Below are 16,240 nucleotides of genomic sequence, written 5' to 3'. Positions count from 1 at the left end.
AGACCTTTTTGTTGGATGGATGAACAGGTTATTCGATAATCAGGCCGTATTCTATGGCCCGCTTAATGGCTGAACTCAGATTAGCGGTCTGAAATTTTTCAATAAGATTTTTCCGGTGGCTTTCTACAGTATGCGGACTGATAAAAAGTTTTTCTGCCATTTGATTGGTTGTAAGCCCTTTCGCTGCTTCGGCTAAAATTTCTTTTTCCCTTCTTGTCAGTTTCGGAACATGGTTTAAACCGTCCGGTGATTTTTTCTCTAAAACAGATCTGGTTTGCGAGCATAAAAACCGTTGGCCGGTATATACAGCAGCAATACCTTCCAGAATTTCGGAAACAGAAGCATTTTTCTGAATGTATCCCAGAGCGCCTTCAGCCAGAGTACTGTTGATAACAGGAAGCTCATTATGAACGCTGAGCATAATAATCCGGAGGTTTTCATGCTTTTTCTTTAAAGGTCTGATGAGTTCAATACTGTTGGTATCTGCCAGATTGATGTCCAAAAGCAAAATATCGACAGGCTGTTTTGCCAGGCCTTCATTCATTTCTGAAACATTTTTAAAGCAGTCTACCACATCTATGGTATCGCTGTTTTCTAAAATATTCTTCAACCCCTCCAATAGAAGCGGGTGATCGTCTGTTATGGCTACTTTTATCATTGTTTAATGAATAGGTATTTGAAGTTCTATACTGGTACCAATATTCTGTTCGGACCTGATGTTCATCGTTCCTTTTAAAAACTGAACTCTTGATTCTATATTATGAAAACCGGCTGTTTTTCTTACATCTAAAGCTACAGGATCAAAACCTTTGCCGTTGTCTTCTACCGTAAGGTTTAAAACATTCTCTTCTTCACTGATCTGAATAATAATTTCGGAAGTTTCGGCATGTTTTATGGCATTGTTGACCAATTCCTGAATGATTCTGTACAGTATCAGCTGCTTTTCTTCTGATATGGAATTTGTGTAACTGATCAATTCGGTATGGATGTCTAATGTGCTGCTGGACATGCGGGAAGCAAACTCCTTAATAGCTGTTTCCAAACCGTATTTCATAAGTAAATCGGGCATTAAATTATGGGCTACACGTCTCAGTTCTTCTACAGCCCCGTCAATCTGGGTAATTGATTTTGAAATTCCGTCCTTTATATTTCCTGGCTGATCAGGAGTTAAAGAAGACAGCTGAAGTTTAGTTCCTGAAAGCAGGCCGCCCAATCCGTCATGAAGATCACGGGCTAAGCGGCCACGCTCCTGTTCCTGTCCTTCAAGTAATGCCGTAAGCGTGGATATTTTTGAATTCTGCTTCTCTTTTTCCAGGGCCAGGGCATGCAGCTCGTCCCTTTGCTTCATGGAATTAGCTCTCTGCTTATAGGCATAAAGCAATAAGATGATCAGTACAATGGAAATCACAATAAAAATGATATAGTAAGTGCTGATCTTTTCTTTAAAGGCCAGCAGCTTTTTATAGGTGTTGATGTCATTGTTCTTCTGTCTGGTTTCTAATTTTGCCAACCGAAGTTGTTGTGCTCTTTTTTCAGATTCAAGCTCTGAAAATTTCAACCGTTCCCGCTGATTTTCCTCCACCAGCTTTAAGTTGTTATAAACCTGCTCACGTTGTGCCCGAAGAATATTGATCAGCTTAATCTGCTGAGCTTTTTTATCGCTTTCCAGCTGCAGTTTTATATATTTCTGTTCCTGCCGTTCTTTCTCAAACTGTGACTCCAGTCTTTTGGTAATATCCAGTTTTTCCTGATCGTAAACACTTTTATACTTATCTACGTAACTTTTATAATAAGTCAGTGCTTCTCTGTAATTGCCCTGCTCTTCGCTGATCCGGGACAGCGATTCAAGAATTGACAGTTCTATGTTGTAATCTCTCACCGGGCTTTTCCCGATTTCCATAGAAGCTTTTAAGAAATAAGACCTGGCTAAATCATAATTTTTATCCTGAATGGCCAGCTCTGCCAGAATTCCAAATGAAGAAGCAATATGAATGGCATCGCCGGTTTCCAGACTCACCTGATTGGCCAGCCTAGCATATTTCATTGCTTTATCCTTATCAAAACCGGTGTACAGGTTGGCTAAATTAATGGCTGCGTAGGAAAGATTACTCTTGTTGAACATGGTACCCTTACTTTTATTGAAAGTAGTAACTGCCTGCAGATAATATTGTTCTGCCTTGTTTCTCCAGTCGATATTTGAAGGATTTTGCACATATTTCTGTTCGTAAACATAGCCCATCCTCATATATGCGTCGAAAATAAGATTGGGATCATTCTGTTTGGATGCCAGTACCAGAAACTGCTTACTGTATTTTTCTTCCAGCTGGTATTCATTCAGGTTAGAATAAATGGTGGACAGCTCTTTAACTACGGTAGCAAATCTTCCGTACAGAGTAGAAGTTGTTGGTGAATTTTCGTAATAGTCAATCGCTTTCAGGTAAGAGGCAACGGCATGGGTGGTTTTGTTATTACGAACCAGAATCCATCCCTTTGCATATTCAAAATACCCTTTCGCTTCGGTATTATTCGTTTTTAAGCTATATATCTTTGCCTGATCCAGACTTTTTGAAGATTCTGTCTCTTTATTATCAAGCCGATAGTTCATTGCCTGAACTGCATACAGGATGGTGGCATATTTTCCATCTGACTGTTTGACGGCAATGGGAATGTTGGCTTTTAAAATCCGGTACGATTGATCTTTGTCATTGTGTAGAAATAACGCTTTAGCATATTTGGGAGCCAGGTTTAACCGTTCTGCTGTTTGGTCTGAGGTATTGTTATATTCCTTCTCCAATTTGCTTAAAGCATCCTGTGCGTGAGCAAAAAACGGAAAAACCAGCAAAGTAAATATCAATAACAACCTGTACATCAAACCCTTATATCTTTTAAATTGTATTATCTCAGAGAATGTAAATATAGACAAAATACCTCTGACCAATTCCGGAAGCCTTCTTATGAAAAGATTAAGTCCGGGATTTTCCGGCCGCAAAACTTTCGATTTCAATACGGTATTCCAGATTGGGGATTTTATTGAGTGAAACGACAATCCGGTCGGGATCAGTGATTACTTTTACAGCTTCTTCTTCACTCAGCTTTCTTTTGTTACTGTTTTTACCCATTCTTTTTTATTGTGTGTTTGTTCGAAATAAGAATTTATCATTTTAGTCCGATGTGAAAAAGAAAGCTATAAAAGTTATAAAAATTAATGTTTATCCGGGCTAATGGCTGTCAGTAACAGTAATTCAATAACCTTCAGCCACTCTTCTTTTAATATTCTTTCGTAAAAGCGTCTCATTCTGTCAGAAAATAACACCCAAAATTAGGATACAATGCTGAGCTCCTTGTTTTTGAATCCCTCTCACAATTGTAAATTTTCCAAAAAATCGCGAGAAACTTTACTGCTTATTTTGTATTAAAAAATCTGAATTAAAGGTATTAAAAGGTGTTGGTTAAAAATATCCCTGATAATAGTGGTTTTTATGTATTGAATCCGGCCCGTTCAAGGGTAATATAAAAATAAGATGCAGCTAAAATTAAGGCAATAATTCCCGAAACCAGAAATAAAAATATATAATACCATCCGTTTTTATGTTTCTTTCGGATAGAATTAATCATAAAAATAATGAGTGTACATGAGAATCCGGCCCCGGAAAACAGAATCAATACAGCCAAAAACAATGCCCTTTCCAGGTTTAAATCTACAGATGAAAGCATGATAAATTATATTTAGATTTCAAGGGTATTTTAATTCATTTCTTTTCCGGCTTCTTTCAGTATTTTTTCAGCTTTCAGCCTTATCTCTTTAGGCAGTAAGCTGAAATTGGCATCTTTTACTTCACGATACTGATCTTCTTCCTGAAATGGGATCCATCCGGTAATTTTTGATTTTGATAATGTTTTTCCACCCATATCCGTGTAAACAATCACCTTAAGAGGTTTTGCATCCAGACCGTCTGATTCTTCAAAATAAGTAAGGTAAAATTCAGGGAAACCATTCTTATCAGCATCGCCTACTTCACAGAAGTTAACCAGGTATCTGGGCTGTGCCAGGCCTTGTGCAAAGTCTTTAAAGGTTACCTGTTGGAGTAATCCGCCATGATCTTCCAGAAAAATACCCGCATGTAAATCCTTTGGGGTTTCTGCTAAATAAGAAGGTTTTCCGGCTTTGCTTTCATTCAGAAACCAAATATAACTTCCATGATTAGGGACAAATGATTGTACAATCATTACCGGATTTCCGGATAATGGGTTTCCAACCTCATCAATAATCTCCTTGTATTTTTTATCTGAAGAAAAATATACTCCTGTCCTTATTTGAGCAAAAGATAGTGTACTTACAATAAAAGCGGCAACAGATAATAGCTTTCTAAAAATCATAGCTTTCATGTTTTTCAACGTATTATTTAACTCTCTTTGTATTCTTTTTGAATGAATGCCAATATAGCAATAAATAGTTTTCCCTGAATTAAGTTTAACCCTTCTCCATCCTGAATTAAAGGATATATAAGGGGTTAACAGAGCCCTATTTTCCGACTTCAAAATTCTGTTCATTTCAGGAATCAATATTAGAGAGAATTGAAGGATAAGACAATCCCGATTATCAGCCATATTTCAGGCAGCACAGAAAATAAAAACGGATGTAATGTATTATTTACAACCGCTTTCTTTAGTTTAACTTTAAAATATATTGAACTTAAACCATCATTTTAACCTTTAGAAGCTTCCAGCGTCCTCTCTGATCACACTTTCACCGTCTTCCACTTTCCTTTTTTAAACAGAATAAAAGCGACCACGGTAATTAAAGTTTCTGCTGCCGGAATAGATATAAAAACACCTTTTGGCCCCATTCCCAGATGCTTTGAAAGAAAATAAGCCAGCGGGATCTGAAACAGCCAGAATCCGAAAAAATTCACCCATGTAGGTGTCCAGGTATCCCCGGCTCCGTTAAATGCATTGATCATGACCATTCCTATTCCGTAGAAAATAAAACCGGTACTCATAATGTGCAGGGCATTTTTAGCAAAAGCCTTAATCTCTGTTTCCTGGGTAAAAAATCCTACCAGAAAATCTCCCAGCAGGAAAAAAATAAGACTTACAGCCAGCATGAAAATGACGTTATACTTCACGGTTTTCATCACAGACTGTTCTGCTCTCAGCATTTCGCCCGCTCCCATATTCTGTCCGACCAGTGTAGATGCAGCATTGCTTAATCCCCATGCCGGAAGCATAAAGAACATCATCAGCCTCAAAGCCGTCTGATAACCTGCGGAAGCATCCTCTCCACCAGTAGTAGCCACCAGCTGGGCAAGGAAAATCCAGCTGCATGAAGCAATTACAAACTGAAAAATACCGGGCGTAGCAATTTTCACAATGGACTTTATCAGATCAAACTGAGGATTAAAATAGGACAGCCTGATCCTGATCTGGGTATCTGCAACTAAAAGATGATATAACTGATAAATAACGCCTATACTCCTTCCGATAGTAGTGGCCAGAGCTGCTCCCGTCAGTCCCATAGCCGGAACCGGTCCGAAACCTTTGATCAAGACCGGACAGAGGATAATATTGGCAATATTAGCAATCCAGAGAGATTTCATGGCAATAGCAGCATTTCCGGCTCCTCTGAAAATACCGTTGATCAGGAACAAAAGCATAATGATCACACTGCTTCCCATCATAATCCTTGTAAAATCCTTTCCATAAGCTGCGGCTTCCGGTTTTGAACCCATCAGAATTAAGATTTCTTCAGCAAAAATAACACCCAGGATACTCAGAATAAAAGTAACAGCAAATGACACCAGCAGAACCTGCGCTGCACTTCTGGAAGCCTGCTCCGGATTTTTTTCCCCGATTCTTCTTGCTACTAAAGCTGTTGCCGCCATACTCATTCCAATCGCAATAGAATACATTACAGAAAGTACAGATTCGGTAAGACCAACCGTTTGTATCGCATAGCCACTTTCTTTTAAATGTCCTACAAAATATAGATCCACCAACGCAAAAACAGATTCCATCGCCATTTCCAACATCATCGGAATGGCTAAAAGAAGTACGGCACTTCTGATATCCGCTTTTGTATAGTCTGCTTCCTCCCCGCTTAATGCTTTTTTAATAAAACTGATATATTTTGACATTCTGCCTGATTTATTTTAAGCAAAAATATTGATTCAAAACTGAATGGCTCTTCGCATATGAAAAGTTTTTTATTTCTTAAAATTTCCTTAAAATAAAACCTCTACTTATAAAATTTCCTTAAAAAATAGGTTCCGGCTACCTTATATTTTTTTAACTTCCTAGATTTGGGAAAAAGAAAAATACCATGAAAAAAAACATTACAGCACTCACTCTGCTTCTGTTTTTCACAAGCTATCAAAGCCAAACGAAAATTGATAATCTGAATTTTGAAAATAACGAGAATAATCTTCCGAAATCGTGGAGTGTTATTGACGCGCCCAAATCATCTGTTTCCATAGACGACAAGGAAAAATACGAAGGAAAATACTCTGTTTTAGCTCAGGCTTCAGAAAAACCTGGGATGGTAGGGCTCATGCGTATTCTTCCTGAAAATTATGCAGGTAAAAAAATTACGATTTCCGGCTATATCAAAACAGAAGATGTAGCTGATGGTTTTGCCGGATTCTGGATGCGTATTGATCCGAAAATAGGATTCGACAACATGCAGAAAAAAGAGATTAAAGGTACCACACCCTGGACAAGATATGAAACTACCCTTGATCTGTCTCCTGAAAATACCAAGAAAATCTTCATCGGTACGCTTTTAACAGGAAAAGGAAAAGCCTGGTTTGATGATATTAAAATAACCATTGACGGCAAAGATATCCAGGATGCGGCTGTCTTCCAGAAGAAGCTGTTCAATGCCGATCTTGATAAGGAATTTGACAACGGATCCAAAATCAGCAGTATTGATGTGAGCAAAAAGAACCTTTATAATTTAAAAAATCTTGGACTGATCTGGGGATATTTAAAATACTATCACCCTAATGTTGCCGAAGGAAAATACAACTGGGATTACGAGCTTTTCAGGATTCTGCCTAAAATCAGCGGAGCCTCAGCACAACAGAGAGATAAAGTTCTTACAGAATGGATTAAAGGACTGGGAGCTTTCCAGACTGAAAAAATACCTGTTAACTCTAAAAACGTAAAAATCAGCCCGGATCTGAACTGGATTACCGGCTCAGGATTCTCCAAAGAACTTTCGGATCTTCTTCTTAAGCTAAAAGATGCCAAAAGACCTAAAGTCAATTATTATCTGGATTTTTTTGACGGGATAGGGAATCCTGATTTTGAGCATGAAAAACCCTATGAAAACAATTTGTATCCCGATGCAGGTTTCCGCCTTCTATCCCTTTACAAATACTGGAATATCATTCAGTATTGCTTCCCTTACAAAAATCTTATTCAGGAAGACTGGAAAGGGGTGTTAACTGAATTTATTCCTAAATTCACAAAAGCCGGAAATGAGACAGAATATACACTTTCTGCCTTAGAGATCATTGCAAGAATCCATGATACCCATGCCAATGTATGGGGAAATAATAAAGCTCTTGAAAAATACTTTGGCGCAAGATATTCTCCTGTAAAGCTTGTATTTGCCGAAAACAAAGCGGTAGTAAACGGCTTTTATAATGACCAGCTGGGAGCAGAGACAGGATTACAGACCGGGGATGTTATTACTGAGGTTAATGGAAAACCTGTTGATCAGATTATCAAAGATCTTCTGAAGCTTACTCCTGCATCCAACTATCCTACCCAGCTCAGAGATATTGCCAAAAAACTTCTGAAGAGTAATGCGGAAACTGTCACAGTTAAAATCTCAAGAAACGGAAAATCGGAAAACAAAACGATAAAAACCTATGAATTCAAGGATCTGGATCCTAAAAAAGAAAGAAGAGAGTTCTTTAAACTACTGGATGATGAGACCGGTTATTTTTATATGGGAAGCTCAGACAGCAAGAAACTCCCAGAGATTTATGAACAGATGAAAAGTACCAAAGGAATCGTCATAGATCTCAGAAGCTACCCGCCTGACTTTGTTGTATTCTCTATGGGAAAACTTCTGAAGAAAAACTCCACCGACTTTGTAAAGTTCACCCAGACCTCCAATCAGATGCCAGGTCTTTTCACTTTTACCCCAAGTCTTGATGTAGACGGAAACGGTGCGGATTATTATAAAGGAAAAATTGCCATTCTCATCAATGAAACAACTCAAAGCAGCGCTGAATATCATACCATGGCGTTCAGAACTGCTCCTACCGCCAAAGTTTTTGGCTCTACTACTGCCGGTGCAGACGGAAATGTTTCGAGAATTCTTCTTCCCGGAAATATCAGTACCATGATCAGCGGTATCGGAATTTACTATCCGGATGGAAAAGAAACCCAGAGAATAGGAATTGTTCCTGATGTAGAAATAAAACCTACCGTTGAAGGAATCAGAAATAATAAAGATGAGGTACTGGACAAAGCCCTTGAATGGATCAAAAGCTGATCTTAAAGTCCTTGGGAACAATTTTGAGGCAACACACTTCATTTTACCATCCAACAAATTCAAAAAACTTCCGAAAGGGAGTTTTTTTGTTTATAAAACTTTCAAAAATCCTATCTTTGCACCCTGAATTCAAGTCCGATAATCAAACTCTGAAAAAGCCGGGCTTTGAATCTTAATCATTGAACTTTAAACAAATAATTATGTTTCGATCACACACCAACGGAGAATTATCTCTGAAAAATCTAAATGAAGAAGTTACACTTTCAGGATGGGTACAGACTATCCGGGATAAAGGATTTATGATTTGGATAGATCTTCGGGATCGTTACGGAATTACCCAGCTGGTTTTTGACCAGGAGCGTTCTTCTGCACAGCTGATGGAAGAAGCCAAAAAATTAGGCCGTGAGTTTGTGATTCAGGTTACCGGAAAAGTGATAGAAAGAGTAAGCAAGAACCCTAATATTCCGACAGGAGAAATTGAGATTTTAGTTGAAAAACTGACCATCCTTAATGACTCTCAGCTTCCTCCTTTCACCATTGAAGATGAAACGGACGGCGGCGAGGAACTCAGAATGAAATACCGTTACCTGGATATCAGAAGAGCACCGGTAAGAGATAAACTGATCTTCCGTCACAAAATGGCTCAGAAAGTAAGAAATTATCTTTCAGACGAAGGATTCATCGAGGTGGAAACCCCGGTACTGATCAAGTCCACTCCGGAAGGGGCAAGAGACTTTGTAGTACCAAGCAGAATGAACCCGGGACAGTTTTATGCCCTTCCGCAATCTCCGCAGACCTTCAAGCAACTTCTGATGGTAGGCGGTATGGATAAATATTTCCAGATCGTAAAATGTTTCCGTGATGAGGATTTAAGAGCTGACAGACAGCCGGAATTTACACAGATAGACTGTGAAATGGCTTTCGTAGAACAGGAAGATGTAATGAACGTTTTTGAGGGAATGACAAAAACCCTTTTAAAAGATATTACCGGAAAAGAATTCGAAGATTTCCCGAGAATGACGTTTGCCGATGCGATGAGAAAATACGGGAACGACAAGCCGGACATCCGTTTCGGAATGGAATTCACAGAACTTAATGAGCTGGTAAAAGGAAAAGATTTCAAAATATTTGATGAGGCTGAACTTGTTGTAGGAATCAATGTAGAAGGATGTGCTGAATATACAAGAAAGCAGATTGATGAATTGGTAGACTGGGTAAAACGTCCGCAGATCGGAGCTTCAGGAATGGTCTGGGTGAAATTCCAGAATGATGGTGTGAAGACTTCATCGGTAAACAAATTCTACAATGAAGAGGATTTAGCGAAGATCATCGAAAAGTTCGGGGCAAAAGAAGGAGATTTAATGCTGATTCTTTCCGGAAATGAGAATAAGGTAAGAGCCCAGCTTTCTGCTTTAAGAATGGAGCTTGGAAACCGTTTGGGGCTAAGGAAAGGAAATGAATTCGCTCCGCTTTGGGTTGTTGACTTTCCGCTTCTGGAATGGGATGAAGAAACCGGAAGATACCACGCAATGCACCACCCATTCACTTCTCCTAAACCTGAGGATATCCACCTAATTGAAACTGATCCGGGTAAAGTAAGAGCCAACGCTTATGATATGGTTCTTAACGGAAACGAGATCGGAGGCGGTTCTATCAGAATCTTTGATAAGGATCTTCAGTCTAAGATGTTTGATCTTTTAGGATTCACCAAAGAGGAAGCAGAAGCACAGTTCGGATTCCTGATGAATGCCTTCAAATACGGAGCACCGCCTCATGGTGGTTTAGCATTCGGATTCGACCGTTTAGTGGCGATCCTTGACGGAAATGAAGTGATCAGAGATTATATCGCATTCCCTAAGAACAATTCAGGACGTGATGTGATGATTGATGCTCCGGCTTCTATTGCAGACGCACAGCTGGATGAACTGGAAATTCAATTGAATTTAAAAGCATAAATTTAAAGCGGGGTAATTAATTATTGCCCCGCTTTTTTTAACACAAATACTATGATACAAAAAATTGCTATTCTGGGAGATTTTAACCCCGTTCATTACACACTTCACTCATTAAATGAAAGCACAAGAAGCGTCCAAAAAAAATTAAATGCAGACATTCAGTTTGATTGGATTCCCACTGACGTTTTTCGTAAAAATTAAGTGGCTGTCTCAAAAGCCTCCTCTCTCAGCTTTCTTTTAGGAAATTCTCATAATGCTAGTTGACCTTTTAAGACAGCCTATTTTTTATCTTTAATTATTAAACCATCTTCAAAATCTCCTCTCTCCCCGGCCCGGTAGAAAGATAAGCCACAGGAATTCCCAGCTCACTTTCCAGAAAGGAAATAAAGTCTTTTAATTCATCCGGTAAATCTGAAGCAGTTTTTATTGCTGTAACATCTGCATCCCAGCCTTTCAGCCACTTCAGGACGGGTTTTATATTTTCAGAAAGTCTGCCTGAAACAGATTCCATACTTCCATCTTCCAGTTGATAATGAGTACAAATGGCCACTGACTTCATACCGCTCAGAATATCTGCCTTTGTCAGAACCAGCTGAGTAACCCCGCTTACCATCACCGCATATTTCAGAGCAGGAAGATCCAGCCAGCCAATCCTTCTCGGACGTCCTGTATTGGAACCGAATTCATGACCGGCCGTTCTTATCTTTCCCCCATCTTCATTAAAGATCTCCGTTGGAAATACTCCGTTACCTACCCTCGTGCAATATGCTTTTGCAATGCCGTAGATCTCACCGACTTTCTTCGGTGATATACCTAACCCGCTGCATGCTCCTGCCGCCGTAGTGGAAGAAGAAGTAACATGAGGATAAGTTCCATGATCAATATCCAGCATCACAGCCTGCGAACCTTCCGCCAGGACCTTTCTACCTTCAGACAAAGCGTGATTCAGATAGACTTCCGTATCTGTACATCTGAATTTTTTCAGAAAATCCACGGCTTCAAAAAATTCGCTGCTAATTTCTTCAAGCGAAGGCAAAACCATATCTCCTCCTGCCAGAAACCGGTAATCCCTCTTCAGAATCTGTTCCGATCTGCTTTTAAAATCGGGGGAAAACATATCTTCCACTCTCAGATTTTGTCTTAAAATCTTATTGGAATATGCCTGGGCAATGCCGTTTTTAGTTGTCCCTATCGTGGTATAATCCGGATTTCTCTCCATAAAAACATCCAGAAGTTTATGGGTGGGAAATACGAAATGGGCCTTTCGGGAAATCATCAGATGGTTTTCCGGCTGAATGCTTTCATCAAACAGCTGCAGATTCAGAATCTCTTTTTTCAGGCTCACAGGATCTAAAACTACGCCTGTTCCGATAACATTCTGCACTCCCTTCATAAAAATTCCGGAAGGAATCGATTTAAGAGTGATTCTTTTTCCGTTCCTCTCAATACTGTGTCCTGCATTTGCTCCGCCATTAAAACGTGCTGTAATGTCGTAATTTTCACTAATGAGGTCTATAAATTTTCCTTTTCCTTCATCTCCCCACTGCAATCCTAATACAATATCCATATTTAAAATTTTATGGTACAAAGCTATGACCGTTCGGGAAGCAGGCCATTGTCATTTGGCAAAAAAGGATTATTTAAGAAGGAAGCAGGAAGGGCGAGAATGGAAGTTACGAGTGTCTGTTATAGATTATCACTGGCTTTTATCCGGAATTTAAAGGATATTTCTTCTTATTCTGCTCAGTGAGGAGGGCGTAATGCCAAGATAGGAAGCCAGCATGGATTGGGGAACTCTGTTTGCCAGTCCCGGATAATGTTCTAAAAAATGGATATACCGTGATCTGGCATCCAGATTGAGCATGGTACTGGCTACTTTCAGTTTATTTTCGGCAACAAAGGCATGAAGCTTTGAAAAAAGAACCGGCCAGGCTGAAATTTCATTTTCCAGCACTTTGAAATGATCAAAATCTATTTCCAGCAAAACGGCATCTGTAATGGCTTCAATATATTCATTGGATGGAACCTGATCTGCAAATCCATGAAAATCCCCGATAAACCGGCCTTCATAAATAAAAAAACGGGTAAAATCATCCCCCTGTTTATTATAATACAGAGACCTGAATACTCCTTCTTTCACAAAAGCGATCTTACGGCTGACTTTTCCGGCTTCTACAAAAACATCGCCTTTCTGAATGGCAATTTCCTGGATTCCTCCAACAATAAGCTGTTCTTCTCTTTCATTCAGTATTCCGAATTTCCGGATGTAATTCAACAGTTCTTCCATATTTTAAAAACAGTTCTTTGGAAATTTAAAGGTAGAAAAACCAGCTGTAAAAGCCATTGTCATTTGGCAATAAAGGACAGAAAATGTACCACACGTGCTTTTATCGGCATGTTAATTGATTGATTTTTAAAAATGTAAGACAATGAAAGCAATTTGGAATGGCGCCATTGGCTTCGGTTTAGTAAATATCCCCGTTAAAATTTACTCTGCCACCGAAACCAGCAAACTGGACCTCGATATGCTCGACAGATCTGACTTTTCTAACATCAAATTCAAAAGAGTAAACGAAAACACGGGAAAAGAAGTGAAATGGGAAAACATTGTGAAAGGTTATCTCATGGATGATAAATACGTCGTTCTGGACGATGAAGACTATGCGGCGGCAAGCCCGGAAAAAACCAAGATCCTTTCTATAGACCAGTTTGTAAAGGAAGATGAGGTAGACAGTGTTTACTTTGAGACTCCTTATTATCTTGAACCCCAGAAAAACGGTGAAAATGCTTACAGACTTCTTCTGAAAGCCCTTGAAGAAACCGGAATGGCCGGTATCGGTACATTTGTCCTCCGTGATGCAGAGGCTATCGGACTGATCCGCCCTTACCATGAGGATATCCTGATATTGAACCGGCTACGATTTGATCAGGAAATCAGGGATTATGCAGATCTGAAAATACCGGCTAAAAAAGCGCCCAAACCCACCGAACTTAAAATGGCTGTAAGCCTTATCAAACAGCTTTCACAGGATTTCGATCCTCAAATGTATAAAGACACCTATTCTGATGAGCTGATGAAAATCATCAGGCAGAAAGCGAAAGGTAAAAATATTAAAGCCAGAAAAGCAGAACCTGCCAAAGAAGGCAAAGTGATTGACCTGATGGCCCAGCTGAAGGCCAGTTTGCAACATTCCAAATCCAAATCCGCATCCTGATGGCTCTTAAAGATTATCAAAAGAAAAGAAAGTTCGATGAAACCAGCGAACCGAAAGGAAAAACAAGGAAAAGCAGAGACAAGCTTATTTTTGTAGTTCAGAGGCATGCCGCAACACGGCTTCATTATGATTTCAGACTGGAAATGGAAGGGGTGCTGAAAAGCTGGGCTGTTCCGAAAGGACCTTCACTTGATCCTAAAGATAAACGTCTTGCCATGATGGTTGAAGATCATCCTTATGATTATAAAGATTTTGAAGGTAATATTCCGGAAGGCAATTACGGTGCAGGACAGGTAGAGGTCTGGGACAGCGGAACCTATGAGCCCCTGGAAGAAAATCCCGGAATTTCTGATGAAAAGGCGCTGCTGAAAGAACTTCATGCCGGATCGTTAAAGTTTATTTTGCACGGAAAGAAACTGAAAGGCGAATTTGCCCTTGTTAAAATGAAAAACAGTGAAGATAACGCCTGGCTGCTTATCAAGCATAAAGATGAATTTGCTGAAAGTCCTTATGATGCCGAAGAAAATACTTCACCAAAATCTTTAGTAACGAAATTTTTAGAGGAAAAAAAAAGCCTGAAAAGCACCGGAAGAAAGAGATCATAATTTCAGAAAAAAGATTCAGAAACTTCAATTCTTTAACGAATGAAAAGAAACTTAAATCTTTCATCAGACCTATGCTTGCCAAATCATATGAAAAAGCATTTGATGATAAAGAATGGGTCTTTGAAATAAAATGGGACGGCTACAGAGCTATTGCAGACCTCAGTCAGGATGCCCCTCTCTTCTACTCCCGAAACGGAATTTCATTTTTATCAAAATTCGGAAAAATCGCTGAAGACTTCAGCACTCAGAAATATAAGATGATCCTGGATGGCGAAATTGTAGCCTATGATCATAACGGAAGACCTAATTTTCAGCTGTTGCAGCAGATAGGAGACACCCCCGATCCTGCTCTCGTTTATCAGGTCTGTGATCTTCTCTGGCTAAATGGCCATTCTACGGAAGAGCTGCCTCTTTTACAACGGAAAGAGCTGCTGAAAGAAGCCTTAACTGAAACAGATGTTATTCAATATTGTGATCATATTCCGGAGAAAGGGACTGCCTTTTTTGAACAGATGAAAAAAATGAAACTGGAAGGCATGATTGCCAAAAAAGCAGACAGCCGGTATATTGAAAACCACAGAACCAGTGACTGGCTCAAAATAAAATTCAACAATACGGATGAAGCCATCATATGTGGTTTTACGGAACCCAGAGGCTCACGAAAAAGCTTCGGGGCATTGATTTTAGGAAAATTCATTAATGGTAGGCTGACCTATTGCGGCCATACAGGAACCGGTTTTACTAATGAATCCTTAAAACAACTTTATCAGCAGCTTCAGAAACTGATTATAAAAACCTCTCCGTTTGAAATCATTCCTAAAACCAATATGCCCGTTACCTGGACAAAGCCTGAGCTGGTTTGCGAAATTAAATATTCGGAAATCACCAGAGACGGGATCTACCGGCATCCTGTTTTTGTAGCCCTCCGTGAAGATAAAGAGCCTGAAGAAATTTCAGATGCTGAAAATAAAACAGATAAAAATACTAAACATCAAAAAGTAATGAAAGCCAAAACTTCATCAGAAACAACTGAAAACTCCGAAAAAGAAAAAGAAATCACCCTGAATAAGCACAAAGTAAAGCTTACCAATCAGGATAAAATCTATTTCCCGAAAGACGGCATTACCAAGGGGGATGTGGTAGCCTATTACCAATCTGTTGCCTCTTATATTCTTCCCTATCTTAAAAATCGCCCTTTATCTTTGAACCGCTTTCCGAACGGCATTGAAGAGCAGGGCTTTTATCAGAAAGATGCCGGAGACAGTATTCCGGAATGGATCAAAACAACACAGGTTTATTCGGAATCCAATGATAAATATATTGATTACATCTACTGCAACGACAAAGCAACTTTAGCGTATCTGAATAATTTAGGCTGTATTGACCTCAACCCCTGGAACAGTTCCCTGCCGGATCTGGAACATCCCGATTATCTTGTCCTGGACCTTGATCCTTCAAAGAAAAACACTTTTGATGATGTGATTGAAACCGCTCTTCAGGTACATGAAGTTCTGGAATCTGTTAAGGTAAAAGGATATTGTAAAACTTCCGGAAGCACAGGCATTCATGTTTACATTCCAATGGGTGGAAAATATAATTTTGACCAGGTAAAAGATTTTGCCCACATCCTGATGAAGCAGGTGAATGAAAAGCTTCCTAAAATCACTACTCTGGAAAGAAGTCTCCAGAAAAGAGATGATAAAAAAATCTATCTGGATTATCTACAAAACAGAACCGGGCAGACTTTAGCGAGCGCTTATAGTATAAGACCCAAAGAAGGGGCCTCTGTTTCTATGCCTCTGGAATGGGATGAGCTGAAAACGGGATTAAAACCTATTGACTTCAATATTCATAATGCTCTGGATAGAATCAAGGGAAAAGGTGACCTGTTTAAACCTGTTCTGGGAAAAGGGATTGATATGATGAAAGCATTGGAATTATTGCAGTCATAAATTAGTA

General features: G+C 39.4%; 13 protein-coding genes. 5 read left to right on the top strand and 8 right to left on the bottom strand.

The features are described 5' to 3' along the window. Window positions 1-28: 28 nt before the first annotated feature. The 6 genes from AOB46_RS18990 to AOB46_RS18970 form a co-directional block, all read right to left on the bottom strand. Complete coding sequence (locus AOB46_RS18990; RefSeq protein ID WP_062702335.1) at window positions 29-658, bottom strand: response regulator; 630 nt, start codon at window positions 656-658, stop codon at window positions 29-31. A 3-nt stretch (window positions 659-661) separates the two neighbouring features. Further along, window positions 662-2,869, bottom strand: a complete 2,208-nt coding sequence (locus AOB46_RS18985; RefSeq protein WP_062702333.1) for an ATP-binding protein — start codon at window positions 2,867-2,869, stop codon at window positions 662-664. 94 nt (window positions 2,870-2,963) lie between these two features. Then, window positions 2,964-3,119: a hypothetical protein gene (locus AOB46_RS23475; protein ID WP_157845085.1), complete on the bottom strand. Its 156-nt coding sequence runs from the start codon at window positions 3,117-3,119 to the stop codon at window positions 2,964-2,966. Between the two features lie 358 nt (window positions 3,120-3,477). After that, window positions 3,478-3,714 carry a hypothetical protein gene (locus AOB46_RS18980; protein ID WP_062702331.1) on the bottom strand — a complete coding sequence of 79 codons (237 nt, stop codon included), beginning with the start codon at window positions 3,712-3,714 and terminating at the stop codon, window positions 3,478-3,480. 30 nt (window positions 3,715-3,744) lie between these two features. Further along, window positions 3,745-4,386, bottom strand: coding sequence for a hypothetical protein (locus AOB46_RS18975; RefSeq protein WP_241489241.1), 642 nt, complete (start codon window positions 4,384-4,386; stop codon window positions 3,745-3,747). A 353-nt stretch (window positions 4,387-4,739) separates the two neighbouring features. After that, window positions 4,740-6,134: an MATE family efflux transporter gene (locus AOB46_RS18970; protein ID WP_062702329.1), complete on the bottom strand. Its 1,395-nt coding sequence runs from the start codon at window positions 6,132-6,134 to the stop codon at window positions 4,740-4,742. A gap of 185 nt (window positions 6,135-6,319) precedes the next feature. Here AOB46_RS18970 and AOB46_RS18965 point away from each other — a divergent pair, with 185 nt between their 5' ends. Both AOB46_RS18965 and aspS read left to right on the top strand, forming a co-directional pair. After that, window positions 6,320-8,506, top strand: coding sequence for a S41 family peptidase (locus AOB46_RS18965; protein ID WP_062702327.1), 2,187 nt, complete (start codon window positions 6,320-6,322; stop codon window positions 8,504-8,506). 200 nt (window positions 8,507-8,706) lie between these two features. Then, complete coding sequence (aspS, locus tag AOB46_RS18960; protein WP_062702326.1) at window positions 8,707-10,461, top strand: aspartate--tRNA ligase; 1,755 nt, start codon at window positions 8,707-8,709, stop codon at window positions 10,459-10,461. Between the two features lie 298 nt (window positions 10,462-10,759). On the opposite strand, the gene AOB46_RS18955 is transcribed toward aspS, so the two are convergent. Together AOB46_RS18955 and AOB46_RS18950 are read right to left on the bottom strand one after the other, a co-directional pair. Beyond that, window positions 10,760-12,028: an adenylosuccinate synthase gene (locus tag AOB46_RS18955; RefSeq protein WP_062702324.1), complete on the bottom strand. Its 1,269-nt coding sequence runs from the start codon at window positions 12,026-12,028 to the stop codon at window positions 10,760-10,762. 150 nt (window positions 12,029-12,178) lie between these two features. Beyond that, complete coding sequence (locus AOB46_RS18950; protein WP_062702322.1) at window positions 12,179-12,748, bottom strand: Crp/Fnr family transcriptional regulator; 570 nt, start codon at window positions 12,746-12,748, stop codon at window positions 12,179-12,181. Between the two features lie 142 nt (window positions 12,749-12,890). Here AOB46_RS18950 and AOB46_RS18945 point away from each other — a divergent pair, with 142 nt between their 5' ends. From AOB46_RS18945 to ligD, 3 genes are all read left to right on the top strand, one after another. Continuing rightward, a complete protein-coding gene (locus tag AOB46_RS18945; protein ID WP_062702320.1) occupies window positions 12,891-13,676 on the top strand; it encodes a Ku protein in 786 nt (261 codons plus the stop codon). Then, window positions 13,676-14,281 carry a DNA polymerase ligase N-terminal domain-containing protein gene (locus AOB46_RS18940; RefSeq protein WP_062702317.1) on the top strand — a complete coding sequence of 202 codons (606 nt, stop codon included), beginning with the start codon at window positions 13,676-13,678 and terminating at the stop codon, window positions 14,279-14,281. The genes AOB46_RS18945 and AOB46_RS18940 overlap by 1 nt, the downstream gene beginning before the upstream one ends. A gap of 71 nt (window positions 14,282-14,352) precedes the next feature. Beyond that, the gene (gene ligD, locus AOB46_RS18935; RefSeq protein ID WP_062702314.1) at window positions 14,353-16,233 is read left to right on the top strand and encodes a DNA ligase D; all 1,881 of its coding nucleotides are present in this window, start codon (window positions 14,353-14,355) and stop codon (window positions 16,231-16,233) included. The last annotated feature ends 7 nt before the right edge of the window (window positions 16,234-16,240 follow it).

The sequence above is a fragment of the Chryseobacterium indologenes genome, assembly GCF_001295265.1.
Lineage (GTDB): Bacteria > Bacteroidota > Bacteroidia > Flavobacteriales > Weeksellaceae > Chryseobacterium > Chryseobacterium indologenes_A.
This window is presented reverse-complemented; position numbering and strand designations above follow the sequence as displayed.